This window comes from Paenarthrobacter sp. NPDC057981, from assembly GCF_042886835.1.
Taxonomy (GTDB): domain Bacteria; phylum Actinomycetota; class Actinomycetes; order Actinomycetales; family Micrococcaceae; genus Arthrobacter.
The window spans coordinates 152,172-178,355 of sequence record NZ_JBHVQI010000004.1; the positions used below are offsets into that span (position 1 = coordinate 152,172).

Genomic DNA, 26,184 nt, shown 5'->3' on the forward strand with positions numbered 1-26,184 from the left:
AAATGCCATGCACCCATCAGGGTCTTGGACGTAGGGTGAGTGGATGAACAGTGTGGACGGGACCCCCGAAGGGCAGGACATCACCGTGGAGCCCGAGCGTTTCCTCAAGGAACCCGCGGAAGGACAGCGCGTCACCGTGATGATTGCTGCCTTCGAGGGCTGGAACGACGCCGGTGAAGCGGCCAGCGATGCTCTGCACTACCTGAACAAGCTATGGGACGGCAAGAAAGTCGCCACCGTGGACGCCGAGGAATACTACGATTTCCAGTTCACAAGGCCCACCGTGCGGCGCACCTCCTCCGGTGCCCGAAAAGTGAAGTGGCCGTCCACCCGGATCTACAAGGCCGCCGTTCCGGACAGCAACGTGGACGTGGTTTTTGTCCTCGGCACGGAACCGTCATATCGCTGGCGTGCCTACACCACCGAGCTGCTGGTGCATGCCGAGGCCCTCAAGGTGGATTCCGTCATCCTGGTTGGCGCTTTGCTGGCGGACGTTCCCCACAGTCGGCCCATTCCGGTCAGCACCACCACGGAGGACAACGGCTTGCGGGAACGCCTCAACCTGGAAGCCTCGCAATACGAAGGGCCCGTGGGAATCGTTGGGGTCCTGGCCGAATTCGCCCTTTTGGCGGGCCTGCCTACTGTCTCACTCTGGGCCGCCGTTCCCCACTACGTAGCGCAGCCGCCCTCCCCCAAAGCCCAGCTGGCCATACTGCACAAGATCGAGGACCTGCTCCAGGTACCACTGGACAGCCATGCCCTTGCTGAGGAGTCGGAAGCCTGGGAACGCGGAGTGGATGAGCTCGCCACGGAGGACCCGGAAATCGCTGCCTATGTGCGTCAACTCGAAGAAGCCAAGGACACGGCAGACCTCCCGGAAGCCTCCGGTGAGTCTATTGCCCGGGAATTCGAGCGGTACCTGAAGCGGCGCGGCAAGGAGCGTCCCTAGGGCCCAGACGTCCGAAAACGGCAGACGGCCCCGACGAATGTCGGGGCCGTCTGGTGTATCTGGCGCGATCTAGAGTTCCACACCCAGCAAAGCGTTGACGGCGTCGGAAACCAGGGCTGCATCATGAGCGGACTTCTCCGCACCATTGCGTACTGCCTCCTGGGCCCAATGGTCGACGGCGGCCAGCGCACCTGGCGCGTTGAGGTCCTCGGCCAGCTCCTTGCGCATTGCTGCGATCAGCCCGGCCGCAGAACCGGCCGGAGCCTGCTCCACGGCTGCCCGCCAAACAGCGAGCCTGTCCTTGGCGGCAGCAAAATCTTCATCAGTCCACGACCAGTCGGAGCGGTAGTGGTTGGCAAGGATTGCCAGGCGGATGGCAGCAGGTTCCTCACCCGCTGCACGGAGCTTGGAGACGAGGACCAGGTTTCCCTTGGACTTGCTCATCTTTTCTCCGTCCAGACCTACCATGCCTGCGTGGGAATAGTGACGGGCCAGCGGGACTCCGGCGAGGGAGTATGCGTGACCGGCTCCCATTTCGTGGTGCGGGAAGATCAGGTCGGAGCCGCCACCTTGCACCGTGAAGGGCGCCGGAAGGTACTTCTGCGCGATCACGGTACATTCGATGTGCCAGCCTGGGCGTCCGGCACCAAGGCCGGCTCCCGGCCAGCTGGGTTCGCCGTCACGGGCTACCCGCCACAGCAGTGGATCCAGGGCGTTTCGTTTGCCTGGCCTTGCGGGGTCTCCCCCGCGTTCGGCGAACAGCGCGAGCATCTCGCTTTCACCAAGGCCTGATACATCGCCGAGGGTCCAGGCATCCGTGGCGCTGGAGCTCTTGCCGGCGGCTTCGACGTCATAGTAGACGTCGCCGTCGGGTTCTCCGTCGCCACCTTGGACGCGGTAGGCGACGCCATCGGCGATGAGCTGTTCAATGGCTGGCACGATGTCGGGGATTGCCTCGACGGCGCCAACGTAATGATCCGGGGCGAGGACGTTCAGGGCGTCCATATCCGTGTGGAAGAGCTCGATCTGGCTCTCGGCCAGTTCACGCCAGTCCACGCCTGTGGCGGTGGCGCGTTCAAGAAGGGGGTCGTCGACGTCCGTGACGTTTTGAACATAGGACACGCGGATACCTGCGTCACGCCAGGCGCGGTTCAGAAGGTCGAACGCTACATAGCTCGAAGCATGGCCCATATGCGTTGCGTCATAGGGCGTGATGCCGCAGACGTACATCGACTGCTCGGCTTGTCGTTCCACCTCCACGACACGGCCCAGAGCGGTGTCGTGCAGCCGCACGGGCGGCATGCTGCCGGGCAGTTCAGGTACAGGGCGGGAGATCCACGATTTCACGACTCAACCTTAGTGCTAGGCACTGATCACACCGAAACCGAGCAGGACATACAAGGCCAACCCAAGGAAGATGCGGTACCAAACAAAGAGCCGGTAACTGCGTGTGGATACGAACTTCAGGAACCAGCCGATAATGACGTAACCCACAACGAAGGCGATTACCGTGGCCAGTGCGGTTTCGGGCAGCCCGTACGGCCCGGCCAGACCCTCTTTGGTGACTGTTTTGTAGAGCTGGTAGAGGCCGCTGCCGAACACTGCCGGAATGGCGAGCAGGAAGGAGTAGCGTGCGGCCGCTTCACGGGTGTAACCCATGAGGAGTCCGGCCGTGATGGTGCCGCCGGAGCGCGAAACGCCGGGTATCAAGGCCATTGCCTGGGCAAAGCCATACAGGATGCCGTGTTTGTAGCTCAGTTGGGTGAGGTCACGCTCCTGCCGGCCAATGGCATCTGCGACGGCGAGAATCATGCCGAAAACAATCAGCATGGTGGCAACAATCCACATGCTGCGGAACACTGACTCGATTTGGTCCTGGAACAACAATCCCAGGACGACGATGGGAAGGCTGCCCAGAATGACCAGCCAACCCATGCGGGCATCGGGGTCGTTCCGTTCCACTTTGCCCGTCAGAGAGCCGAACCACGCCCGCACAATGCGGACTATGTCACGCCAAAAGTAGACGATGACGGCAGTTTCGGTACCAAGCTGGGTGATGGCCGTAAAAGCCGCCCCGGGATCGGCTGCGTCGGGAAGGAACGAGCCGACAATCCGCAGATGCGCACTCGAAGAAATCGGGAGGAATTCGGTGAGGCCCTGCACAAGGCCCAGCAAGGCTGCTTCTATCCAGTTCACGTGAATAGACCCTACGTCATGAACACTGGTAACTGCCCGTAAGCTAGCTGCTATGCAGCAGCGTTATGTCGGGAACAGTGGGTTCCGCGTGTCTTCGATTTCCCTTGGAACCATGTCCTGGGCGCAGGAAACCGATGAGCAGGACGCTGCCGAACTGCTCCACGGGTTTGTTGCAGCAGGTGGAACAGTGGTTGACACTGCCGCGTCCTACGCACAGGGACGGGCCGAGGCGATGCTGGGCTCCATGCTCGGAGACGTCGTCGCCCGGTCCGAAATCGTCATCTCCACCAAAGCCGGCGTGTCGTCGTCGGAAACGCGCCGCAGCGTCAATGCCTCCCGGGGCGCTCTGCTTTCTGCGCTGGATGCGAGCCTGGCCAGGCTCGGAACGGATTACATCGACATCTGGTTCGCCCAGGAGTGGGATCCGAACGTGCCGTTGGAGGAAACGCTCTCAGCTTTGGAGCTGGCACAGCGAAGCGGACGTGCCCGTTACGTCGGCATTTCCAATTACAACGGCTGGCAGACAGCCAAGGCTGCGGCCGTAGCAGGCTTTACCTTGGTAGCCAACCAGTCGGAATATTCGCTGCTTCACCGCAAACCCGAGGAAGAACTTATCCCCGCCGTCGAAGACGCCGGCCTCGGCCTGATGGCCTGGGCCCCTTTGGGGCGTGGGGTTCTCAGCGGCAAGTACCGGGGGCAAATACCCGCTGATTCCCGCGCGGCACAGGGGAGGCTGGCAACGTACGTCGAGCCCTATCTGGAACCGCGGGCGTCGCGGGTGGTGGAAGCCGTGGCCATGGCCGCCCGCGGACTGGGCCGGTCACCGCTGGACGTCTCATTGAGCTGGTTGCTGTCCCGGCCGGGGGTCTCCACCGCGGTTGTCGGACCGAGGAACGCCGTTCAGCTCAAGGAATTGCTGGATGCGCAGCTGGCGGTCCTGCCGGCTGAGATTGCACGTGCTCTTGAGGATGTTTCCGCGGCGTAGCAGTCAGCGCCGGTCCAGGATGTCCAGCAGGTAGCTCCCGTAGCCGCTCTTGGCCAGTTTGGCTGCCTGCTGACGCAGTTCGTCGTCAGTCAGGTACCCCATCCGCCATGCCACTTCTTCGGGTGCGCCGATCTTCAAGCCTTGACGGTTCTCGGTGGTACGGACGTAATTGGAGGCATCGTTGAGGTCGCTGAACGTTCCGGTGTCCAGCCAGGCGGTCCCCCGGGGGAACTTCTGCACATGCAGCCTCCCGAGCTCCATGTATTTGCGGTTGATGTCGGTGATTTCCAACTCCCCGCGCGGTGATGGCTGTAGCTCTTTTGCCATGGCAACAACGTTGTTGTCATAAAAGTAGAGGCCTGGCACGGCATAGTTGCTTTTGGGTGTTGCGGGCTTCTCTTCAATCGAAATTGCCAGACCATTATCATCGAATTGCACCACCCCGTAGGCAGAGGGGTCCTTGACCCAGTAACCGAAGATTGCACCGCCGTCAACGTCGGCATAATGGCGGAGCTGGTTGCCCATGCCCGGACCATTGAAGATGTTGTCGCCCAGGATGAGCGCCACTTTGCCGCTGCCGATGTGATCCTCCCCCAGAATGAAGGCTTGGGCGAGTCCGTCGGGCGTGGGTTGCAGGGCGTAGCTCAGATTGACTCCGAATTGCGAGCCGTCGCCCAGGAGTTTCTCGAATTGGGGTCCATCCGCCGGGGTTGTGATGATGAGGATGTCGCGGATTCCAGCGAGCATCAGGGTGCACAACGGATAGTAAATCATTGGTTTATCGAAGACCGGAACCAATTGTTTACTAATTCCGAGCGTAATTGGATGGAGCCTGGACCCCGTGCCACCGGCAAGAATAATTCCGCGCATCTAACTGTCCTCTCCCGCTGCACATCACCGTCACGGACGGTTACGCTATGGCCATGCAGAGAATCCTTGTCACCGGCGGGGCCGGATTCATCGGATGCAATTTTGTTCACTTCATCATGGAGCACACCGGCCTTCATGTCACTGTCCTGGACAAGCTGACCTACGCCGGCAGCCGGGAATCGCTCGCGGGACTGCCGCCAAACCGTTTCGAATTCCATCAAGGTGATATTTGCGACGACGGTCTGGTGGATGAGCTGACGGCCTCCGTGGATGCCGTGGTGCACTTCGCGGCAGAGTCGCACAATGACAACTCGCTGGATGATCCCCGCCCTTTCCTGGACACCAATCTGATGGGCACGTTCACCCTGATCGAAGCCGCCCGCAAGCACGGAACACGCTTCCACCACATCTCCACCGACGAAGTGTATGGAGACCTGGCGCTGGATGATCCCCGCAAATTCACTGAGGACTCGGTGTACCGGCCCACCAGCCCCTACTCCGCTACGAAAGCCGGTTCGGACATGTTGGTCCGGGCGTGGGTGCGTTCGTTTGGCCTCCAAGCCACCATCAGCAATTGCTCCAACAACTACGGTCCATACCAGCACGTTGAGAAGTTCATCCCGCGGCAGATCACCAATATCCTCGACGGACTACGGCCCCGGTTGTACGGCCAAGGATTGAATGTTCGCGACTGGATCCACGTGGAAGACCATTCCTCGGCAGTCTTGACGATCCTTCAACGGGGCCGGATCGGCGAGACCTACTTGATCGGGGCAAACGGGGAGCGGTCGAACCGTGAGGTGGTGGAGAAGCTACTGATTCTGAACGGACAACAACCGGACGCCTATGACCTCGTCCATGACCGTCCGGGACACGATCTGCGCTACGCCATCGACTCCGGCAAGCTCCGCAGTGAGCTTGGTTGGTTGCCCCGGTTCTCCGACTTCGACTCCGGCCTGGCCGAGACCGTTGAGTGGTACAGGGCCAACGAGGAATGGTGGCGTCCACAGAAGGCGGCCACGGAGTCAAAATACGCTGGCCAAGGGCACTGAGCCGTGGCTGCCCGGGAACCAGTCTCCGTGCCAACCCCCATTCCTGGGTTGCTGCTGTTCGAACTCCCTCTGCATGCTGACAGCCGCGGGTGGTTCAAGGAAAACTGGCACCGCAGCAAAATGCTGGATGCCGGACTGCCCGATTTTGGCCCCGTCCAGAACAACATCTCCTTCAACGCCGTTCCCGGCACCACCCGGGGCATACATGCCGAGCCTTGGGACAAATTCATCTCCTTGGCCTCCGGGCGTATCTTCGGGGCGTGGGTGGACCTTCGCGATGGACCCACCTTTGGGGTCCTGTTCACCGCCGAGCTGACACCGGGCCAAGCTGTCTTCGTGCCCCGGGGCGTAGGCAACGCCTTCCAAACACTGGAAGCCGACACCGCCTACACCTATCTGGTCAACGACCATTGGAGCCCGGAAGCCCGGAAGGACTATACGTTCCTGAATCTTGCCGACGAACACGTCTCCGTGCCGTGGCCGATCCCCCTCAGCCGCGCTGTGGTCTCGGAACAGGACAAGAACCATCCGCGCCTTGACCACGTTGCCCCTATGCAAAAACGCCGGACTCTCGTCCTGGGGGCCGATGGCCAGTTGGGCACCGCCTTGCGGCAGGTATACGACGGCGACCCCACCGTGGACTTCGCCGGTCACCGGGACTTTGACCTCACCGGGGAGGATTCATTCCAGTCAGTAGCTTGGAAACGTTACTCCACGATCATCAACGCTGCCGCCTTTACCTCGGTGGATGCCGCAGAGACGCCAGAAGGCCGTGCAGCTGCCTGGTCCATCAACGCAAGCGGGGTTGCCCGTTTGGCGAGTACCGCCGTCGAACATTCACTGACGCTGGTCCATGTCTCCAGCGACTACGTCTTTGACGGCACTGCGCAAGTCCACGCGGAAGATGAGGCCTACGCTCCCTTGGGGGTGTACGGGCAGAGCAAGGCCGCCGGTGACATGGCTGTGGCAGCCGTCCCGAGGCACTACGTCGTCAGGACGAGCTGGGTGGTTGGTGACGGAAAGAACTTTGTTCGAACCATCGCCAGCCTCGCTGCCAAGGGAGCAGCGCCGAAGGTTGTGGATGACCAGTTCGGGCGGTTGAGCTTTGCGGCGGATCTTGCCGCGGGTATTAGGCATCTGGTTGATTCACAGGCACCGTACGGCACCTACAACATCAGTAACAATGGCGAGCCGAAAAGCTGGGCGGCTATCGCGGCGGAGGTATATCGGCTTTGCGGCGCGGATCCGGGGTTGGTGCATCCGGTCAGTACGGCTGAATATGAGCAACCGGGCACGGCTCCCCGCCCGGTCCACAGCGTTCTGGACCTGGCCAAAATCACCGCCGCGGGCTTCACTCCCCCGGACGGGTCACAGCGTCTGGCGGAATACCTCAAGAGGTAGTGAGCCCGCCTGAGATTGGGCACCTTCCGCTAAAAACACGACGGCGGTTTACGGAATTGCGGAGCGGATGTCATCCTTTGAGGTACTCATCATTGGGTTGCGGAAGAAGATGACGTTATGAGGGCTCGCTACGTCACGACGATGGCCTTGACGCTTGGCTTGCTGTTCTGGGCAAGTACGATTCCCGGAACTGTCCCACGCGTTGCTTCCCCTCCCCGGCCGGAACCCACAGCGACGTCCATGGAACCGACAGCTGCGCTCCATGAGCTCCCCAGGATTCCGTGGGAGGGCGGCCCGGCATATTGGCGGCAATTTTCCAAAGCCGCCGCAGCTGGCTGGAATGACCCGTCCTTTTTCCCAATCGCCATCTGGTACGGGTCCCCCGGCAGCGATGCGCAACTGAAGTACGACAAAGCACTGGGAATCAATACCTACGTGCAGGGCAACCCGGACGCGTCCAGTGCAGCCATCTCGGCGCACGGAATGTTTACGCTTTTCGCGCCCACAGATGCACCTGTCAACTGGGACCGGCAGGTGGGCAGCGTACTGGATGACGAAGTGGATGGCAGGTACGAGCCCGCGGCAGGACTGGCACATATGAAGCAATTGGCGGCCCAGCACGATCCTGCAGTGACTGGCAGGTTCACTTATGCGAACTGGACCTCGGGAATCGTTACCTATGACGTGCCCATGCAGTTCTCAACGGACTACTACCGCACCGCGAACGTGAACTCCGTGGACCAATACTTCTACTCCGTCCCACAATGCGACTGGGGCGATGGCACGCTAAGATGGCGGACTCCGAACGGACAGAATCCCATCACGGCATCGAACTGCCGCACTGCCTCGAGCTATGGGAAAATCATGCAGCTTCAGCAAGAAGTCAATGCCGCGCGCGGTGTCCAGGCCCCGCTCTGGGCGCTCCCCACGGTGGTCAGCACCGGCGGCTCAACACGCGGCTACCAGCAGTTGGGCCCTGAGCAAGTCAAGGCCCAGGTGTGGGCGTCGGTTATCCACGAGGCGAGGGGAATTGTGTGGTTCAGCCAGTCCCCTGACCAACAGGAAGTCAACGATTGCATCACCGGTGACGCTTTCCAGGACGCCCGGAAACACAGCGCCGACTGCCTGAAGGAACAGGTCGCTGCAGTGGGGGTTGTGAACCACGCCATCAGCGCCCTGGCGCCGGTCCTCAACACCCAGTCCTATGTTTGGGACTTCGGCGACGGAACAGACACCATGCTCAAGGCCAAGGACGGAAGCGCCTATGTCTTTGCGATGACCGACGATGGGGCCACCGGCAGCAGAACGTTCACACTTCCTGCCGGGATCACGGGTTCCACCGTGGAAGTGCTTGACGAAAACCGTTCCATTCCTGTTCAAGGGGGGAAATTTACTGATGATTACCCGAACGAGTACACGCATCACGTGTACCGCATCGCCCTTTAGCGAACCGATGCCCCTCAGTGGCCGTAAAGGCACGCCGGGAACTCTGGCGGACACCGGAGAATCGTCCTAAAGTAGCCCTACGGCAGCCTCTGGCAGGAGGCCGGGAGACAACTCAAGAAAACATGTCGATGTGGCGGCGTTTGTCCGCCATCCACGATCCTGGCAGTGCAGCAGCCACGGGTCGTGGGCCACATGGTTATGCCTTGAGCTTGACCCGAGCCTGGAGCGAAGAATGCTGCTGCCGAAAGTCCTGCCGACCCGGAAGGCAATTCACCGGGTAGTCCCCCACCTGACAGTCCTCCACCGCGTGGCCCCACGCCCCGGAACCGCACCACGCACCCTGGGCGCTGCCCCCGGAGACCCTTGGGTGAATCTGGGCGGCGTCGCGGTCAAGCTCATGGAGTTCCAGCCAGCCATTGAGGAGATCCTTGGCAGGGCCAGCGATGTCAATGCCCCGCCGCTGGGCGTGTGCTCTGCCAATCTGGACCACATCCGCCACTTCGGCTCAGGTGGTCGCTGGGCGGGCACCCTTGATCAGCCTGGCGTTGAACAGTCCGGCGCACTGGAGTGGTTGACGCTTATCGACGGCGCTCCGCTGGCGACGGAGGCCCGGCGCCTGACGTCAAGAAGCTGGCCCAGACTCGCAGGCAGTGACCTCGTCGGCCCCTTGCTGGAGGAGGCAGAGCGCAGGGGGCTCACGGTAGGTTTCCTGGGTGGGTCGGTGGATACCCAGCGTCTGATCCGCGACAGGTTCGAAGTGGAACGGCCACACCTGAAGATCGTTGGGTGGTGGGCGCCGGCGCGCACCATTCTTGGCGACCCTCAGGCTTCCCGCCGACTTGCGGGCATGATTTCGGAGTCGGCGCCGGACGTACTGATCGTGGGCTTGGGCAAGCCGCGGCAGGAGCTCTGGATCTCGGAATATGGGGCCATGACAGGTGCGAGAGTCTTGCTCGCCTTCGGGGCCGTTGTGGACTTTCTGGCAGGGCACATCAAGCGGGCACCGTCCTGGGTGAGTTCCAACAGCCTCGAGTGGGCCTGGCGGCTGGCGCTGGAACCCCGCAGGCTCGCACGTCGATACCTCGTGGAGGGACCGGAAGCCTACGTGCGGCTGCGCAAGGACAGCGGTTTGTCGTTGCCCCCGGTCGTCCCGGGGCAACGCCTGAACCCGAATGCCGCCCCGCAGGGCACCGCTGTCCACAGCGTGGATGTCCCGGAGCGTGTGCCCAGCCGCGCTCCGGGGTCCTTCTTGCCGGCCAGCTCCACCGCGGATGTCGCCGTCGTCGTCGTCACCTACAACAACGAGGACTCCATCGGGCCCTTGATCCTGAGCCTGCGCAAGGAAGCAAGGGAACAGTCCTTGAAAGTGGTGGTGGCCGACAACTCCCCCAACCACGGCACAATCAGTGAACTGTCCCGGCATCCGGACGTCATCTCCATCAGGACCGGGGGAAACCTGGGATACGCCGGTGGAATCAACGCAGCACTCTCAGCCGCCGGGGAAGCCCGCACCTACCTCATCCTCAATCCGGACCTCCGCGTTGAGGAAGGATCCATCGGGGCAATGCGGAGGCGCCTGCTGCAATCCGGCGCGGGCATGGTGGTGCCTGTCCTGATGGACGACGACGGCACAGTCTACCCCTCGCTGCGGCGCGAGCCGGGAGTTCTGCGAGCGCTTGGGGATGCGGCCCTGGGCAGCCATGTCAGGTCCCGTCCGGCGTGGTTGTCGGAGATGGATTTCGATGAAGAGAGTTACCTGCATGGGCATCAGGTGGAGTGGGCTACTGGCGCGGCGTTATTGGTGGACGCAGGGGCCGCCACTCTGGTGGGCGCCTGGGATGAGCGCTTTTTCCTGTATTCGGAAGAAACCGACTACTGCCACCGCATGAGGGAGGCTGGATATTCCATTTGGTTCGAACCGGCCGCCCGGATGTGGCATACGCGGGGTGGATCCGGGGCTTCTCCGCAGCTCGTGGCCTTGATGTCTGTGAACCGCGTCCGTTATGCGGAAAAGTATCTTGGGCCGGCGCGCCTGGTGGCCTTTCGTGGCGCTGTCCTGGCCGCGGAGGTTGCGCGGCTGGGGAAGGCTGGTCACCGCGATGCTGCGTGGGCTTTGACCAGCCGACGGCGGTGGGATCGCCTTCCGCATGCCGTGCGGCCAGTCGAAAGGGAGATCTAGTGGGTGCGGGGTTTCCTTCGGGGGCGGTCATTATCCCCGCCCATAATGAGGCTGCGGTGATCGACAGGACCCTGGGGTCGCTGAGGGAAGTCATCGGGTGGGGAACTGTGGACGTCGTCGTGGCCTGCAATGGGTGTACGGACGCTACGGAGGCGATCGCGTCGCGATGGCAGGGAGTATCGGTCCTGCATGTGGCAGAGGCGTCAAAGACTGCGGCGCTGAATGCCGGTGATCAGTGCACGCGGTTGTGGCCGCGCCTTTATTTGGATGCCGACATTGAGGTCAGCGCCAAAGCCCTCGTTGATGTTTTTGCAGCTTTGCAGGATGGGACCTTATTGGCCGCCCGGCCGGCCTTCAGTTATGACACCCACGGAGCTTCGGCGCCGGTGCGGGCCTATTATCGTGCACGCAGCAGAATCCCGGGGAATGCGGAGGGCTTGTGGGGTGCAGGCGCCTACGCGTTGAGTCGCTCCGGTCACAACCGTATGGGCGTCTTCCCTGCCCTCACGGGGGATGACTACTTTGTGGACAGGCTTTTTGATGCGTGGGAGAAGGCGATCCTGCCCACGGAGCCGGTGATCGTCAGGACTCCCCGGACATCTGCGGCTTTGTTGGCGGTGTTGCGGCGCACCTACCGGGGCAACGCCGAGCAGGACCATGTGGCAGGTGGGGCTTCCCTGCCGCGGACAGTTCGTCAGCTGCTGGGGTCGGTTCGTGGGCCACGGACGGCTTGTGACGCCGTCGTCTATGCGGTGTTCGCGGTGGCGGGGCGCCGTCGTCCAAGGTCCCGGGCTTTGTCCCCCGTATGGGAGCGGGATGAGAGTCGTCGCTAGATGGCGTTGGCTGGTGCTGGCCTGTGGTTGTTCCGGTGTGGGTTTATTGCTCCCCTGAAGTGGCCGCCTTTTCCTTGAGTTGTGCCTCTGCGGCTTCCCGGTGGGCGATCCTCCACAGTGCGCCTGATATGCCCAGCATGAGGAACAAGAGGCTGGCTGCCATGGGGAAGGCAAAGGCGTCGAAGAATCCAAAGGCCAGGGCAGCTGCGGCCACGCTTGCCAGTACTGATTGGCTCAGTTGGCGCAGTTCGTTGTCCTTTGTCGCCTTGCGGGCCCGCCAGGCACAGATAATGCCGGCGAGAACCAGGAGGAGGAAGGCAACCAGACCGGCTATGCCAAGTTCCACCAAGAGTCCCAGGTATTGGTTGTCAACAATTACATAGGCCGGGAGGAAGGTCCCGAAACCACGTCCCAGGAACAACTGTTGGCTGGCCATTCCGAACGCCGTGGCGTAGCCGTTGGTTCGGGAACTGATGCTGGGGTCGTCGGTGCCGATGGTAAAGAGCCCGAAGAGGGTGCCGATCATGCCTGGAGTCACCACGTAGATCACTCCGACCAGCAATGCCGAGACTGCGACCGCCCGTCGCCGGAGTTGCTTGGGCCACACCGGCAAGAGAATGAGAAAAGCCAGTGCCATGCAGATCAGGGCGGCGCGGGAGACGGACAGCATTGCGGCCACGGCAATCAGGCCCACAGGGATCCACCAGAGGAGCCGCCGCTTGGAGGGGTCGTTCAAGGCCAAGGTAATGGCAATCGGAAGGGAGGTTGAGAGGACCACTCCGTATTCCAGGGGATGAAGTGACATGCCGGCCGCACGGACGAAGCCGCCGCGGGAATCGATGTTTGCAAGCTCTGAACTGAGGCTGAGACCCGGAATCCTGATCCATTCGATGAGGGACGAGCCGGTGGCAAACTGGAGCAAACCCAGTGTTGCTGTCAGGCCTCCTGCCAAGGCGATCCTGCGTAGCAGTGTCCTGACCCCTTCCCGGGTAGTCAGGCCGTCGGTAGCTATGAGCAGGATTCCGGCCCAGCCTGCGAGCCTGATGAGCCCGGCGTCGGCGGGGCTGGCCTCGGTTTCGGGCAGACCTCTGACCATGGCGTAGGCGTAGCTGGATGCTGCAACGATGAGGAACGCTGACAGTGCTGCCCTCAGGGGGTGGAATCGCCTGACCGACGGGGTTGTGCGCAGAAGTTGATGCAGCACCCACCACGCTAATCCGAGGATCGCGAAGAGTGTATTGGGCCGGCCGATGGAGCCCAAGGACGCGATGACGAGGTTTGATGGCAGAGCGCAGGTGAGTACCAGATAGATGGTGAGGAAGATCGGCGCATCGGATTTCCCGGTAGCCCCGTGGATGCTGTCGCGATGAAGCAGCCCATTAGCCCGGTACACGGAATGTCACCTCTGCCTGCTGCTTATCCGTCTCCCGTTTCGTGGTGCTCGTGGCACGTGACGTTGGCGCCTGCACCCTCCTGCGCCGTCGTGGCCGGGAATCGATGACCACCGCGGCCAAGACTGACAGTGTGGCCGCAATGCCCATCCAGAAAACGGCCCCTTTGACGCGGTTTGTTTGCGTTCCTCCCCCAAACACGATTTCAGGGCTGGATGGAGACGTGAGGGTAGTGATCAGTGCTTGTTGTACGCCTGCTTCTTGTTGAAGTTTCGCTGAGGCCGCCGTAATACTTTCCACGACGTCACTTAGTACGTCCTTCACCGTCTGAGCACTGGAGTCCACCACTTGAACGGACAAGACAGGCCATCGGAAGCTCTTGGCCCATTGTCCGCCGCTGTTGAGAAGCGTCACTGAGTAACCGTGCCGGACGCCGGCGCCATAGAGGGTCCCGCTGGACAGTGTGAGGTCAACTGAGGCCGAGTCGTAGTTGACACGTCGTTCCACCATGGCCGCGAAGTCTACCAGCGAGGCGTAGTCGTCGCCCGGGATCCAGTAGGCCGGTTCACGGTCCGGTGCGACGAAGGTGACTTCGGCCTTGGTCCAGTAAACAGGCTCGGATGTCCGGACTGCGCCCAAGGACACCAGTCCGATGGCAAGGCCGACGGCCACTATGTACCAGCGCCTGCCCAGGATACGTAGAAGGATCGCAGCCGTCATGGTCATCCCGGCCTATAGGAGCTGGGTACAACGCTAGTGGTCTCACCTGAAAGGTACGCCGGTTCGTCCGCCTTGGGCCGGCTGCCCGTCAGGCGTTCGGCAGGCGGGGACTTCTTTACGCGGGCTGATTCCGGCGCAGGTGGTTTTGGTCCGGAGGCCTTGTGGCTGGACCCGGTGCTCTGGCGGTGTTTCCTGGACAAAAGGAGCCCATCGATAAGCACGGTCATCACAACGCTGAAGGCCACACCTCCTGCCGCAGTAACGAGGAGAAGCTGCGTGCGCGCCTTGACCTCAGGGACTGCTTTGCTGTCTTCCAGCAGTTTCATGGTGGAAATGCGGGATGTGGTGGGAACGTTCAGGACATCCTGCAGCTCCGTCAGGGCAACCGGGGCTTGGTTCATGACAGTGTCCAGAAGCCGGAGTGCTTGGTCGGCGTCGTGGGAAGAGGCGGTGATCAGGAGGATTGCGCCGCTGGTCCCCTTGTCGGCTTCAGCCGTGAAGGTGGATGCCCCTGCTTGGTCGCGGATCTTCTCTTTGAACTCTTCGGAGGACATCTTGCGGGTGAGGATGTCCAGCGCCTCGCTCATGCCGCCAAGGCCCAAATAGGGGTTGCCGGCTTCTCCAACGCTCTTGGTTGAAGGCAGCAGAACCAGGCTCGCTTGGGCCTTGTAATTATCAGGAGCGCTCTGCTGAAGGAAGAAGCAGGCGCCTGCGGTCAAGGCAAGCCCCAGAACGACGATGAACCATCGCCGTATCAGGCTTTTCAGTATCTTTTGTACCTGCATGTCCTGCTCTTGCCTTTCGTTAGGTGACTTCCGGTTGGGCCAACCACGTGGTTCAGGTCCTGGACGCCGTGCTTTTCCTGCCGGCGAAAGTTGTCTTGATGCGGTCGATGCCTTGGGTGCCCAGCAAAGCTACGGTCACGGCCTTGGCTGTGGTTCGGGCCAGTTCCCGCAGCGCCCTGACGGGAGACTGATAAAGCCGGTCGGTAATGATGGTCCTTTGGCTCGGGACGGGAACGTCCTTCAGTACGTCCGGGAAAAGCCCTTTGTACGGTTCGGGGGATACACGCCGGCCGCGGATCCTGTTGCTGACGTTGTGGTCGTGTACCACTTGCAGCCACGCAGGAGAGCCACGCAGCGACGTGACATTCATGGACTGGCCCAGACGGTTGTGCCACGCAGCCCAGCAGGTCACGGGGGCGGACCAGGGTGCGCTGACCGAGCAGAATGCGTTGGTGGGGTCATTCCGCAGGAAAATGGAACCTCTGCCCATTACGAGGCCGGTTGCCAGGTAGATGGCGGTAACCCGCTGGCCGCCGGCAGCACTCTGCACGCGCTGGACGAAATCGACAGCAAGGCCGTCGTCGTTGTCCACGTTGGTTGTGACGAGAATCTGGCGCCCCCCTGCACCTACCGATCGGATGTCCTCCAGCAGTTCAAGCGGGCTGACCTCAGCCCTGAACAGGGGCACGAACGTTCCGTCCCGGCTCAGTTGCTGAACACGTTCCTGCAGCCAGGGTGGGCTTTCCGGGTCGAAATAGATGATCCAACGGAAGTTGCGGTTGTTCTGTGCCTTTACCGAGGGAAGGCAATAGCGTTCGAACAGGATGATCCGGTCACGTAGCCAACCCTCCTGGGCCCGCACAAGGCTCTCAAAGCCCCGGGAAGGAAGGTTGAACCTGGTCAGCAGTACGTGATCCACCGTAGACGGCCGGTTCACTGATGCGTCAATGTTCATGGCTGACTCCTCGAACAGGCTGGGCAACTGTGCGATCGGGCTGGGAGGGTTCTCTCCGCGTTGAGGGCCGTTGACACAGCCCAATGAGGGTGGCCGCCCGCACGTCCCAGGTGTTCGCTTCGGCCAACTGTCTCATCTCGTCGCGTTGACCTTGATCCGGCCGTTCCCTCAGGGCAATCCTGACCAACTCAACGAACTCCTCAGGGCTGCTCGCCCGGGCCAACGTACTGCATGTCAGCGATCGCACAGAGGGCAGGTCGGAGGCGACAACGGGCAGTCCTGCCGACAGGTATTCCAACGTTTTGAGCGGGAAGCTGGATCGGTTGAATTCTGTGTCTGCGTACGGCGTGATCCCTACGGATGCGGTCCCGAGCAGCCGTCCCAGGTCCCTTGGGTCCATCGCTCCGCGCCAATCCACATTTTCGCGGCTCAAAAAGGCATCAAGCCGGTGCCCGGTCACCGGGTTCGACTCTGTCCTCGGGCCGATCACCAGGATCTTCAACCCGGCATTGCCCAGCGCCTCCAAAACGTCCAGGTCCAAGCGCTCATTGAGTTGCCCCACGAGAACCGCTATCGGTCGACGGCGGTCGTCTGCGGCTTGGAGCTTTGGTGGCCGGCACCCATTGGGAAGGACCTCCACGGTGCGGCCGGAGAAGGCGGACATTTTAGCGGCCAAGCCGGGCGAGACAGCTGTGATGATGTCGGCTGCCTCGATGTTCCGCTCCAGGGAACGCCGAAGATAATCGGAACTGAACCCAATCAGGTCAGCCGCAGCCAACCAGTCGTCGGTCAGATGAAGCAAACGCACACCGGAGCCCCATGCAGGGAAACCCATAACCGGTGAGGCGTTGACTATGGCCGCTGGCGGATGGTCCGAGGTCCGTAACGCCTTCTGGATGCAATGCCGCGCGATGGCTTCGGTCACGGCGCGGCCCGGGCCGCTGCTGAACAACGGCGGCGCAGGAAGTCGAAGGCGTGTCAGCTGCGGCGCGAGGACCTCGGGGACTCCGAGCAGGCTCGGCACCAAGTGCTTCCGGACATCGGGGAAACGGAAGACGGGCGCAGGCTGGTCAACCCACATGACCGATCCCATCACTGCCATTGATTCCGCCAGGAGGCGATCAGTTCCGGGCAAGTCATCCCACCGGCCGCCGGAGATATACATGGTCGGTCCCATTAGACCTCCCTCGCAGCGAATGTTCCTGGCACAGTCGCTTGGACTGCGACAGGACGGGCGTTGAAATCTTCAGAGGGTTGTTGACCGCGCAACCGGAGGTAACGCCGTCGAGCGACGTACGAGGAGTACCGCAACGCAGCGGACGCATCGGCCCATAAGTTGGGCCGCAGTCCGGGAGTGTCAGACATGAACTGCTGGTAAAGCTCCGTTTGGCGTAGGGCTGCGGCAGCGAGGCTGAACCTGTTTTCGACCACCGACCGGCCGTAAGCGCCCAGTTCAATCCGTAGAGCTTCGTCCTCGACGAGCCTGCCAAGAATGAACACCAACCCAGCGGTGCCTGGCCCGGCGGAGCCCGGACCGGATCCGTACCACCCCTGCCACAGAAAGAGCCGCAGGGAATCCGGGGTCAGAAGTTCCCAAAAGCCCCGTTCGCCTTGGACTACGAGGGGCTTTCCGAACGACAGTCCACGAAGGGCCGACCCACCCATGCCCAGTACAACATCTGCCACGGCATAAGCCGGCCTGGGGTCGGAAAGTTCACCGGTGAGGATGACCGTGCCCTCCCCCCGTGCTTCGTTGACGCTGAGTGCGTGGGCCTTTATGGTGGCTTCTGCCGGTCCCGTGCCTGTGATTACCAAGCGCACCGGAAAGTGCCCTGCAAGTTGGTTGACCGCGTCAATCGCTGACAGGATGCCCTCAAGCTTGAGTTCATGAGCCAGCCGGGAAACGCAGACAACGGTGAAGTGGTGTTGATCCAACCCCCAACGTGTCCGGAACGGACCAAGGTCCAAATCCGTGTCAAGGCTGTTTGCGGGAAGGTCCACCGGCGGTTCCAGCAAGTGAACGTTGGATCGTCCAGAGGACGACTCAGCATGCCGGATCTGTTCCGTGCCCACCATCAGGGGCATGGATCTGGGGATGAAGGGCGCCACGGCCATGGACATGACTGTCGCCGCCGCCGTGGTGCCACGCACCAGCCTGGCCGCTGCCAGGCACTCCAATGCCGGCGGCCACTCGTAGCCATGCACGATGTCTATCCGGCGCTCGCGGACAATGCGCACCAATGCCCTGATGACAGAGGGGGACGGACGTTTCCCCGGTGCGGGTGCTGCGATGAACTCCAAACCGAGTCCCGTGGCCTTCTCCATGAGGGGGCCGGGTTGCCCAAAGAGAATGACTTCATGGCCCAGTTGCTTAACACTGGCCCCCAGTTCGATGGCGTTCAGCTGGCTGCCACCCATGCGGAGGTCATGCGGATAGACGAGGATTCTCATGACGCAACTACTTCACGCCCGCGGCCCCAGATCCGGACCTCACGCAGGTCGTTCCGGCGAACGAGCATCATCAGCGCCATCGCCATGATGCCAAGACCCGTGGACGCCATAACGGCTGCCAGCGGGGATTCAATGGTGCGTGACACCATGAAACAGCCCGCTGCCGTCAGTGCCCCCAAGGCGAAGGGCATCCACAGCCGCTTTCCCACAGCCGAGAGAGGTACCTTCGCCCGGCGCAGTGCCCTGAGATAAAGAGGAGACGTAACCAACAAGGCAACGAGCGTCGGTGCAGCGGCGAGTCCGGTCATCCCTGCGAGCGCGCCGCCGCCCAGCAGCGCAGGAACGAGGGCGAGCAGAGCAAAAAGCTGCACGTTCAGGATGGAGAGGGATGAGCCAAGAACGACGAGATAGTCGTACAGGAGCTCATGGAGGATGCGGAAGACCGTGAGGGGCGCTAACCACATCAGCGCCAATCCTGCCGGCGCCCACTCATGCCCGTACACGACTGTGACCAGCGGGATGGCACATCCGACCATCACAGCTGTCACGGGCAGCACCACAACGGACACCGCGCCGATCATGGCCAGCAATGCGGCGCCCATGTCCTCGGGGCGATCCTGCAGGCGGGAAAATGTCGCTGGTGCCACACTGCGCAAGGGCTGCGACAGCAAACTCGATGGCCAGCCGGCCATATTGAAGGCCATGACGTAGAAACCAAGGACGACCGGACCAAACAGCCTTCCCGCAATGAGCTGGTCAACATATCCAACCGCAAAGACCACGGCGCTGGCCCCGGCCAAGGGGAGACCAAACATCAGTAGCTGTTTCGCGGACTGAGGTGCGAAGCCAAAGCGATACGGCAGAGGTGAGTACAGGAGGAACAGCACACCGGCTATGAGGCTGGCCAGGACCCGGCCTATGGCCAGGCTCATGGCCCCCATCCCGGCAATGACCAGAACCAAGGAGACTCCTGCCCCCAGCCAGACGTTGACCTGGTCGATGACCATCCGCTGTCCCTGGCGGAAGTTTCGTTGCAGCAGGGCGGCCGGCGTGGCCACCAGGCCGTTGAGCACAATGCAGAAGGCCAGGGCCCGGACAACATCCGTAGCTGCTTCGTTTCCCATGGCGGCCGTGAAAACGGGCGCAACCGCATACGAGATGCCGAACAGGAGGACGCTGCAGACGACGGAGATGGTGGTGACGGTTGCGGCGATTTCCTTCGGGTCTCCTGGCCAGCGGACGATCGCAAGGCTGACCCCCAACTCGTTGAAGCTGAGGACGGCGACAAGCGCAATGAACGCCACTGCGTAGGTACCGAATTCCTGAGGACCCAGCAGGCGTGCCAATGCGATGCCGATGCCGATCGTGCCCAACTTGGTGACGAAGGCATTGACCACGCTGATCACGAACGCCCGGGTGGGTGTTGCTTGCCGTCGGGGGGTAACCGCGCTCCGAAGTGTCACTGTGCCCCCTCCAGCGCCGGAGTATTGCCCCGCCTGATCACGCGGGCAGGAACACCGGCCCAGGTCTCGTCCTCCGGCACATCGTTCAGGACGGCAGCGCCCATGCCAATAGTGGCTTTGGCCCCGATGGTACGGCGCTCGCGGACACTGGCATTCATGCCGATGTAGGCCGCCCGGCCAATGTGCACATTCCCACCCAGGGATACCCCTGATGCGAAGGTGGCGAAATCACTAATGACGTCGTCGTGGGTGAAGGTGACACCGGGCATGGCGACCACGTGGTTGCCGATGGTCACTGAGGCGGTCATGCTTACGTGGGCCAGGATGATGCTTCCCCGCCCGATCAAGCACCCTTCCGGAACGTTGACGGAGGGATCGATGGCGGTGGCGTAGCGTTCGTCGTCGAGTCCGAGGCTTCGCAGCCGCATTACCACGCCCTCCCGGCCGCTACCGGTGCCGATGCACACCAAAAGCAGTGCGTGAGGAAATTTCAGGGCGTCGCGGACAGGCCCGAGCACGTGCGCGCCGTCCACCACCCGCCCGAGCTTGTCCTCGTCGTCGTCGAGGATTCCAATGACGTCGAACGGTCCGCTGCTGCGGACCATGGCCAGCACTTCCCTGGCGAGACCACTGGCGGCGATGAGGAGAAGCTCGCTCATCGTAAGCGCCCCGCAGCGCGAAGTACCGAGTCGATGACACGGACCTGGTCGTGGAGTTCAAGTTGGTGGTACAGGGGCAGGATGAGCGTATGGTCGGTCAGCCAATTGGTGACCTCCAGCGACGCACTACCAGTATCCCTCCCGGCATAGGCGGGCTGGCGGTGAGCGGCCATGATCCCCCGCCGTGCAGAGATACCGTCGTGGGCCAGATGGGTCATCAACTCGTCCCTGCTCAACGGAAATGTGGTGCCGGTTTCCAGCCAGCACGATTGGAAGTTGCTGATGCCATAGTCGGGGTCGCTGACCAGGCGGAGGCCATCGACGCCGGCAAATGCGGTGGCGTAGTTGGCGGCCAGCTCGCGGCGCCTCTGGATTGCCGCCCCGAGGCGGCCCAGTTGGACAAGGCCGACGGCGGCCTGAAGGTCGGTCATGCGGTAGTTGAACCCGATTTCGAGGTACTCCTCCGCCGGTGCGAGGATGCTGGCGTGGCGGTCCGCGGCAGAAACGCTCATGGCATGTTCCCTCAGGCGCCTTGCCCTGTCCGCGAAGTCCTGCCGGGGAGTGGACAGCATCCCGCCCTCTCCGGTGGTGAGGATCTTGCGTGGATGGAAGGACCAGGCCGCGAGTTCTGCCCCAACACCTGCCGGGCGGCCATGGTAGCGGGAGCCGATGGCACACGCGGCATCTTCGACCACCATGATCCCGCGCGGGTCGCACAGTGCGCGGATGGGGTCGAGGTCGACCGGTACACCGCCTTGGTCCACGGCGATGACTGCCTTGGTGTCCGGCGTGAGTGCCCTTTCCACAGTCTCTGCGGTCACACACCCGCTCTGATGGTCGACGTCGGCGAACACCGGTCGTGCGCCTACGTAGCGGGCCGCGTTGGCGGTGGCAATGAAGGAAAACGACGGGACCACTACATCATCACCTGGTCCGATGCCTGCGACGGCGAGCGCCAGGTGCAGTGCCGAGGTGCAACTGGACGTGGCGACAGCGTAGCCGGCCGTTTGCTCTGCAGCGAAGGCGTCCTCGAACTGGCGCACCTTGGGTCCCTGGGCTACCCAGCCGGAGGCGATCACTTCGGCTACGGCTTGGGCTTCCTCTTCGCCCAGCCATGGCTTCATGACGTCGATGCGTGCCATGCGCGTCTCCGAAATGGTCATCGTGCACCTACTGACGGAACGTCGGGGCGGGCTACCAGCCGTGAAGCTGCAATTTCCGCGCGAAGCGGCCGCCACCATGAAACCAGGGTCCGCAGCCCGTCCTCGAGTCCAATAGCTGCTTCGAATCCAAGGTCCTCCCTGGCAGCCGTGGTGTCCGCCAGCCGCCGGACCACCCCGTTGACGGCACGTTCCGGGCCGTGTTCCAGGTGCAAGGTGGATGCCATGACCCGGAGCAGTGTCTGTGCCAGCTCTGCCAGGCTGGTCTCGGTACCGCTGGCCACGTTGTAGACGCCTTCGCGGACATCGCTGACTGCAGCCAGGACATTGGCCCTGGCCACATCGTGGGTGTGGACGAAGTCCATGGTTTGCTGGCCACTGCCGAAGATCATGGGCGGCAGCTCGTCGTCGATGCGTTCCATCCAGCGCACCAGGACCTCGGTGTAGAGGCCGTGAACATCCATGCGGGGTCCGTAGACGTTGAAGTAGCGCAGCAGGACGTAGTCCAGGCCTGACATCGCACGGAAGCTCCTGGCCATCCCCTCGTTGAAGGACTTTGCCGCTCCGTAGAAGGTGTCGTTGTTGTGATGGTGGTGGCTTTCCTTCGTGGGAAAGTGCTCGGCCATCCCGTAGACGGAGGCGCTTGATGCGGAGATGAGTTTGCTTATTTTGTGGTCCACGGCTGCTTCGTACACGTTGAAGGTGCCGTCCACCAGGACTTCGAGGGCCAGCCGTGGTTCCTCGGCGCATTGGGTGATGCGGATGGCGGCCTGATGGAACACGAGATCCTTGCCTCGGGTGAGGTCGTTGACGAGGTCCCGGTCCCGCAGGTCCCCTTCGACGAGCTGGACGCGTTCGCTGGCAAGTGCATCGTCGAGATTGGCACGCCTGCCACGCACGAGGTTGTCCAACACGTCAATGTGGGCCACGCCGGCGTCGAGCAGTTGGTCCACCAAGGTGGAACCGATGGTTCCGGCCCCTCCGGTGACCAGGATGTCGGCACCCAGGAGCTCTTTCATCGCGCAACCTGGAGATTGGTCTCATTACCGGCCACGATGGTGGACCTTCCATCGGTGCCGAGGCTTTTGGTCACGGCCTCCAGGACCGACAGGACCCTCAGTCCCGATTCGCCGCTGGTCCGTGGCCTGGTGTGGTTCCGAATGGAAGTAGCGAGCTCGGCAACAACCTGTCCAAGCGGTTCACGTTCCTGGAGCGCCGGTGACCACGTGTCGCCGAGACGGTAGGAGATGGCAGTGGCCTTCTTGTCGGCGGCGGATCGTGGTTGCTGTTCAAGGCTTACCCCGCGGTCGTAAACGCTCAGCCGTTGCTGGGGATTCAGGTCGTCCCAGACAAGGGTCCGCTTTGACCCTCCTATGATCATTTGCCTGATTTTGGTGGGGCTGAGCCAGTTCACATGGATGTGGACCATGGCGTCGTTGGGCAGGCCGAAGGTCAGATGTCCCACGCAGTCCCGTCCGGTCCCAAGCGGATCAGCGCCGTGAGCGGAGATTTCCGTGGGGTGCAAACCGCCCGGCAAGACGAAGTCAAGGATGGAAAGGTCATGCGGCGCCAAGTCCCAGAACACGTTGACGTCCGGTTGGACGAGTCCGAGATTGATACGGACCGAGTCGACATACAGGATGTCGCCCAGTGCCCCGCTGGCCACCAGTTCCTGGATCTTGAGCACGGCCGGGGTGAAGCAGTACGTGTGGTCGGCCATCAACACCAGTCCCCTGGCGTTGGCTTCTTCCACCATCTCCAGTCCCTTGGCGCGGCTGTCGGCCAGCGGCTTCTCCACCAGGACGTGCTTGCCGGCGCGCAAGGCGGTCATCACCACGCCGTGATGCGTATGCGCCGGAGTCGCGACGGCGACGGCGTCCAGGTTGTAGGTGTCCAGCAGTTCGTCCAAGGACTCGACGACGGCCACCCCGCCCACCGATTCCGCAAGCTTCATCCCGCGCTCGACATCGAGGTCGCAAATGGCCACCAGGTCCCAGTCCGGGCTGGCTTTTAGGTTCCGTGCGAGGTTGGGGCCCCAATAGCCGGCGCCGACCACTGCTATGCGCAGCCTGGGCCGCAGGCCGTTGCCGTTGAGGTGTCCTGATGGAACAGTTCGTATGCTCATTTCCCACTCGGATTCTGTGTTGGTAGGAGGATTGTTGTTACCTGGCCTTACTTGCCGTGACTAATAGGCTCCCGAGGGCCGGATCATGGCCCGGAAGGTGCGCCACATGATCATCACGTCCCCTGCGATGGACCAGTTCTCCACGTAGTAGAGATCGAGCCGGACCGCTTCATCCCACGGAAGATCGGACCGTCCATTGATTTGCCAGAGTCCGGTGATACCGGGCTTGATCAGGAGCCGTCGGTGCGTATGGCGTTCGTAGCCATTCACCTCGCGCGCCAACGGTGGGCGTGGACCCACCAAACTCATGTTTCCCACCAAGACGTTCCAGAACTGCGGCAGTTCGTCCAGTGAGTACTTGCGCATCCATCGGCCGCACGTGGTGACACGGGGGTCGCTGCGGATCTTGAAGAGGACGCCAGCTCCTTCATCCTGGTTGCCGAGCTCGTTCAAGCGGGCTTCCGCGTCAACCACCATGGACCTGAATTTCAGCATCCGGAATGTTGTGCCTTGCTTACCGATGCGTTCCTGTCGGAAAAGGACCGGTCCCGGACTGTCAGTGCTGATGATCAGGGCCAGCAGCAACAAGACCGGCGAAAGGAGAATCAGAGCCAGGGCCGAGACGGCTATATCCATGAGCCGCTTGAGGGTGTGTTTGCCCCCGGAGTAGTGCGGGATGTCCACGTGCATCAGTGGCAGGCCTTCCACTGGCCGCCAGTGGATCCGCGGGCCGGCCACGTTGGTCAGTGTGGCTGCCAGGACCAGTTCGGCGGCGTCTTCCTCCAAGCGCCATCCGAGTTCCTGGATGAACTGGTTTCCGCCGGGTACAGGTCCTGCGACGATGACTGAATTTGCCCCGGTCTGGCGGACGGTGTGCGCTATACCGTACAGGGATGACAAAACCGGGACGCGGACCTGGTCGACGACCAGCACGGCACCCTTCCTCGCGCCAGGGAGGCAAGCACCGAGGATGTCGTAGGGCGCTCCGGACTTGCGGTTAATCTGTTTGATTACATAGCGGACATCCTGCGGCTCCCCCACGACGATGGCGCGGGACAGGCACCGTCCCCGTGACTTTTCATGGGTCAGCCACCTGCGGAAACTCCATCGGCTGCCGGTCAAGGCCACGATGCCCAGCGGCAGGGAAACCAGGACGTAGGAGCTGACGGACTCCACCCGGAATACGACGGCGACGATCGCCAGGAAACCGAACACCCGGAAGCTGGCCGACAGGACCCGCTTGTATTCCTCGGGACCCACACCAAGCACTTTCGGATCCCGGGTCCGGTAGACCTCCAAGGCAGCGAGCCAGATTATCCCGAGGATCATCAACAGGGACAGCTGCCGCACACCGGGGGGCCCGGCGGCGAATGGCAGCCCCCCGGTGTTGAGCGCATAGCCGGCTGAAACGGCGACGGAAACCAAAAGAGTATCGGCAACGCGCAGGCAGGTAATGAGGACATGTGTCCAGCCCTGCTGGTTCCGGTGCGGAGCCTTGACGCGTGAGCGGCGGTGGGTGACTGGCGGCACGAGGTCCAGGGTGACATCCGGCCTGGGCGCCGCCAGTCCCGCCTTTTCAGTCCGCTGTGCAGCAACGGACTTGTCAATCCAGGGAGACAACGGCGGATTGACGTGGGCAATGAGCTGCTCCGCTGGGAAAGTCGACCCCACGGCGGCATGACCTGCACCCTTGGGTGCTGCCGCCTTGCCTAAACGCACGACTGGAACTTTCACCTTGTCAGCCTTCTTCGCAGACCGTCCATTGCCTACATATCAGTGAAGCTTTGGCCGCAAAGGGGCGCACCAGTAGTCGGTACTCAAATTTGCGCAGCCTTACCCATGGGTGCTACGTGCGAGTACCTAGCTGGCGGCGAGGGCACTACGTGTTTCAGTGCGCTCGCCGGACAGCCAAAAGCCCGTAAATCCTGGTGTGCATAGGGACAAACCTGGCGCGGAAGGGCACAAAAAACCGGCCGCCGGATGGCGGCCGGTTGAAAGGATGTTCAGTTCAACGACAGTTCAGTTCAAGGACTGTTCAGTTCAGTCGTCCACGCTCTCGAGCGCTTCGTCGTCGTCTTCGTCCTCGTCGTCGAAGACCTGGAGGGGTGTGACCTCGGAGAATGACTCGTAGAGTGCGTCTTCGTACACTTCGAAGGCGTCAGCGACGGCGAAGAAAGCGGCTTCGACGGTAGGATCACCCTCACCGCGTCGTGCCGATGCGGCGGCCAGGTGTTCTTCCAGGGCGGCGGTCAATGATTGAAGCGCGACACGCGGATCGATGCTCATGACTTCACGTTAGCCGGAAAAAGACGAAAATGGAGAGGGATGAGAGAACAATTTCCCGGCAGCTCCGTGGAGCGCCAAAGAGACTACGCCCGTCAGTACGAATACCTCGTATTGACAGTCGGACCTGACGATTCGCTCCCTGACGCCAGGCAACGGCTGGCCGAACATTCGGAGTACGGCAAGTGGGAACTCGAACGAAGCGTGCTCTACATGGGCGGTGGACGTCGTTTCTGGTTGCGCCGCAAGGTGTACTCCGTGCAGCGAACTGTCTAAGAACC

Annotated in this window: 24 protein-coding genes; 8 read left to right on the forward strand and 16 right to left on the reverse strand. The window is 62.1% G+C overall.

The window, feature by feature from the left end:
* Positions 1 to 43 precede the first annotated feature (43 nt).
* Positions 44 to 949, forward strand: a complete 906-nt coding sequence (locus ACFVSI_RS07000; RefSeq protein ID WP_144658842.1) for a PAC2 family protein — start codon at positions 44 to 46, stop codon at positions 947 to 949.
* A 69-nt stretch (positions 950 to 1,018) separates the two neighbouring features.
* Here ACFVSI_RS07000 and mshC read toward each other — a convergent pair whose 3' ends face one another.
* Positions 1,019 to 2,296: a cysteine--1-D-myo-inosityl 2-amino-2-deoxy-alpha-D-glucopyranoside ligase gene (gene mshC, locus ACFVSI_RS07005; RefSeq protein WP_387821255.1), complete on the reverse strand. Its 1,278-nt coding sequence runs from the start codon at positions 2,294 to 2,296 to the stop codon at positions 1,019 to 1,021.
* Between the two features lie 15 nt (positions 2,297 to 2,311).
* Entirely contained in the window at positions 2,312 to 3,145 is an 834-nt protein-coding gene (locus tag ACFVSI_RS07010) for an undecaprenyl-diphosphate phosphatase (RefSeq protein WP_387821258.1), read from the reverse strand.
* 52 nt (positions 3,146 to 3,197) lie between these two features.
* Here ACFVSI_RS07010 and ACFVSI_RS07015 point away from each other — a divergent pair, with 52 nt between their 5' ends.
* Positions 3,198 to 4,130 carry an aldo/keto reductase gene (locus ACFVSI_RS07015; protein ID WP_387821261.1) on the forward strand — a complete coding sequence of 311 codons (933 nt, stop codon included), beginning with the start codon at positions 3,198 to 3,200 and terminating at the stop codon, positions 4,128 to 4,130.
* Between the two features lie 3 nt (positions 4,131 to 4,133).
* On the opposite strand, the gene rfbA is transcribed toward ACFVSI_RS07015, so the two are convergent.
* Positions 4,134 to 5,000, reverse strand: a complete 867-nt coding sequence (gene rfbA, locus ACFVSI_RS07020) for a glucose-1-phosphate thymidylyltransferase RfbA (RefSeq protein WP_387821264.1) — start codon at positions 4,998 to 5,000, stop codon at positions 4,134 to 4,136.
* Between the two features lie 53 nt (positions 5,001 to 5,053).
* Here rfbA and rfbB point away from each other — a divergent pair, with 53 nt between their 5' ends.
* The 5 genes from rfbB (at position 5,054) to ACFVSI_RS07045 (ending at position 11,911) form a co-directional block, all read left to right on the forward strand.
* A complete protein-coding gene (rfbB, locus tag ACFVSI_RS07025; protein ID WP_387821267.1) occupies positions 5,054 to 6,052 on the forward strand; it encodes a dTDP-glucose 4,6-dehydratase in 999 nt (332 codons plus the stop codon).
* Positions 6,053 to 6,079: 27 nt separating this feature from the next.
* On the forward strand, positions 6,080 to 7,453 hold the full coding sequence (locus ACFVSI_RS07030) for a sugar nucleotide-binding protein (protein WP_387821270.1): 1,374 nt from the start codon (positions 6,080 to 6,082) through the stop codon (positions 7,451 to 7,453).
* 117 nt (positions 7,454 to 7,570) lie between these two features.
* Positions 7,571 to 8,899 carry a hypothetical protein gene (locus tag ACFVSI_RS07035; RefSeq protein WP_387821272.1) on the forward strand — a complete coding sequence of 443 codons (1,329 nt, stop codon included), beginning with the start codon at positions 7,571 to 7,573 and terminating at the stop codon, positions 8,897 to 8,899.
* Between the two features lie 232 nt (positions 8,900 to 9,131).
* Entirely contained in the window at positions 9,132 to 11,078 is a 1,947-nt protein-coding gene (locus tag ACFVSI_RS07040) for a WecB/TagA/CpsF family glycosyltransferase (protein ID WP_387821274.1), read from the forward strand.
* A gap of 56 nt (positions 11,079 to 11,134) precedes the next feature.
* Entirely contained in the window at positions 11,135 to 11,911 is a 777-nt protein-coding gene (locus ACFVSI_RS07045) for a glycosyltransferase (protein ID WP_387821276.1), read from the forward strand.
* Between the two features lie 43 nt (positions 11,912 to 11,954).
* Here ACFVSI_RS07045 and ACFVSI_RS07050 read toward each other — a convergent pair whose 3' ends face one another.
* The 13 genes from ACFVSI_RS07050 to ACFVSI_RS07110 all read right to left on the reverse strand — a co-directional run bounded on the left by ACFVSI_RS07050 (position 11,955) and on the right by ACFVSI_RS07110 (position 25,906).
* Positions 11,955 to 13,304: an O-antigen ligase family protein gene (locus tag ACFVSI_RS07050; protein ID WP_387821279.1), complete on the reverse strand. Its 1,350-nt coding sequence runs from the start codon at positions 13,302 to 13,304 to the stop codon at positions 11,955 to 11,957.
* A complete protein-coding gene (locus ACFVSI_RS07055; RefSeq protein WP_387821282.1) occupies positions 13,291 to 14,022 on the reverse strand; it encodes a hypothetical protein in 732 nt (243 codons plus the stop codon). The genes ACFVSI_RS07050 and ACFVSI_RS07055 overlap by 14 nt, the downstream gene beginning before the upstream one ends.
* Positions 14,023 to 14,024: 2 nt before the next feature.
* Positions 14,025 to 14,807, reverse strand: coding sequence for a hypothetical protein (locus ACFVSI_RS07060; protein ID WP_387821285.1), 783 nt, complete (start codon positions 14,805 to 14,807; stop codon positions 14,025 to 14,027).
* A 52-nt stretch (positions 14,808 to 14,859) separates the two neighbouring features.
* A complete protein-coding gene (locus tag ACFVSI_RS07065; RefSeq protein ID WP_387821288.1) occupies positions 14,860 to 15,762 on the reverse strand; it encodes a glycosyltransferase in 903 nt (300 codons plus the stop codon).
* A complete protein-coding gene (locus ACFVSI_RS07070; RefSeq protein ID WP_387821291.1) occupies positions 15,752 to 16,939 on the reverse strand; it encodes a glycosyltransferase in 1,188 nt (395 codons plus the stop codon). Before ACFVSI_RS07070 ends, ACFVSI_RS07065 begins: the two co-directional genes overlap by 11 nt.
* The gene (locus tag ACFVSI_RS07075) at positions 16,939 to 18,213 is read right to left on the reverse strand and encodes a glycosyltransferase (RefSeq protein ID WP_387821294.1); all 1,275 of its coding nucleotides are present in this window, start codon (positions 18,211 to 18,213) and stop codon (positions 16,939 to 16,941) included. The genes ACFVSI_RS07070 and ACFVSI_RS07075 overlap by 1 nt, the downstream gene beginning before the upstream one ends.
* Positions 18,210 to 19,676 carry an oligosaccharide flippase family protein gene (locus ACFVSI_RS07080; RefSeq protein WP_387821297.1) on the reverse strand — a complete coding sequence of 489 codons (1,467 nt, stop codon included), beginning with the start codon at positions 19,674 to 19,676 and terminating at the stop codon, positions 18,210 to 18,212. The genes ACFVSI_RS07075 and ACFVSI_RS07080 overlap by 4 nt, the downstream gene beginning before the upstream one ends.
* Positions 19,673 to 20,335 carry an acetyltransferase gene (locus tag ACFVSI_RS07085; protein ID WP_387821300.1) on the reverse strand — a complete coding sequence of 221 codons (663 nt, stop codon included), beginning with the start codon at positions 20,333 to 20,335 and terminating at the stop codon, positions 19,673 to 19,675. The genes ACFVSI_RS07080 and ACFVSI_RS07085 overlap by 4 nt, the downstream gene beginning before the upstream one ends.
* Positions 20,332 to 21,498, reverse strand: a complete 1,167-nt coding sequence (locus ACFVSI_RS07090) for a DegT/DnrJ/EryC1/StrS family aminotransferase (RefSeq protein WP_387821303.1) — start codon at positions 21,496 to 21,498, stop codon at positions 20,332 to 20,334. Before ACFVSI_RS07090 ends, ACFVSI_RS07085 begins: the two co-directional genes overlap by 4 nt.
* Positions 21,495 to 22,514, reverse strand: coding sequence for an NAD-dependent epimerase/dehydratase family protein (locus tag ACFVSI_RS07095; RefSeq protein ID WP_387821305.1), 1,020 nt, complete (start codon positions 22,512 to 22,514; stop codon positions 21,495 to 21,497). The genes ACFVSI_RS07090 and ACFVSI_RS07095 overlap by 4 nt, the downstream gene beginning before the upstream one ends.
* Complete coding sequence (locus ACFVSI_RS07100) at positions 22,511 to 23,620, reverse strand: Gfo/Idh/MocA family protein (RefSeq protein ID WP_387821307.1); 1,110 nt, start codon at positions 23,618 to 23,620, stop codon at positions 22,511 to 22,513. The genes ACFVSI_RS07095 and ACFVSI_RS07100 overlap by 4 nt, the downstream gene beginning before the upstream one ends.
* Before the next feature lie 60 nt (positions 23,621 to 23,680).
* Positions 23,681 to 25,354 carry a sugar transferase gene (locus ACFVSI_RS07105; protein WP_387821310.1) on the reverse strand — a complete coding sequence of 558 codons (1,674 nt, stop codon included), beginning with the start codon at positions 25,352 to 25,354 and terminating at the stop codon, positions 23,681 to 23,683.
* Between the two features lie 306 nt (positions 25,355 to 25,660).
* Positions 25,661 to 25,906 carry a hypothetical protein gene (locus tag ACFVSI_RS07110; RefSeq protein WP_387821313.1) on the reverse strand — a complete coding sequence of 82 codons (246 nt, stop codon included), beginning with the start codon at positions 25,904 to 25,906 and terminating at the stop codon, positions 25,661 to 25,663.
* Positions 25,907 to 25,945: 39 nt separating this feature from the next.
* Between ACFVSI_RS07110 and ACFVSI_RS07115 the strand changes: the two genes are divergently transcribed.
* Complete coding sequence (locus tag ACFVSI_RS07115; protein WP_377544433.1) at positions 25,946 to 26,179, forward strand: DUF5703 family protein; 234 nt, start codon at positions 25,946 to 25,948, stop codon at positions 26,177 to 26,179.
* The last annotated feature ends 5 nt before the right edge of the window (positions 26,180 to 26,184 follow it).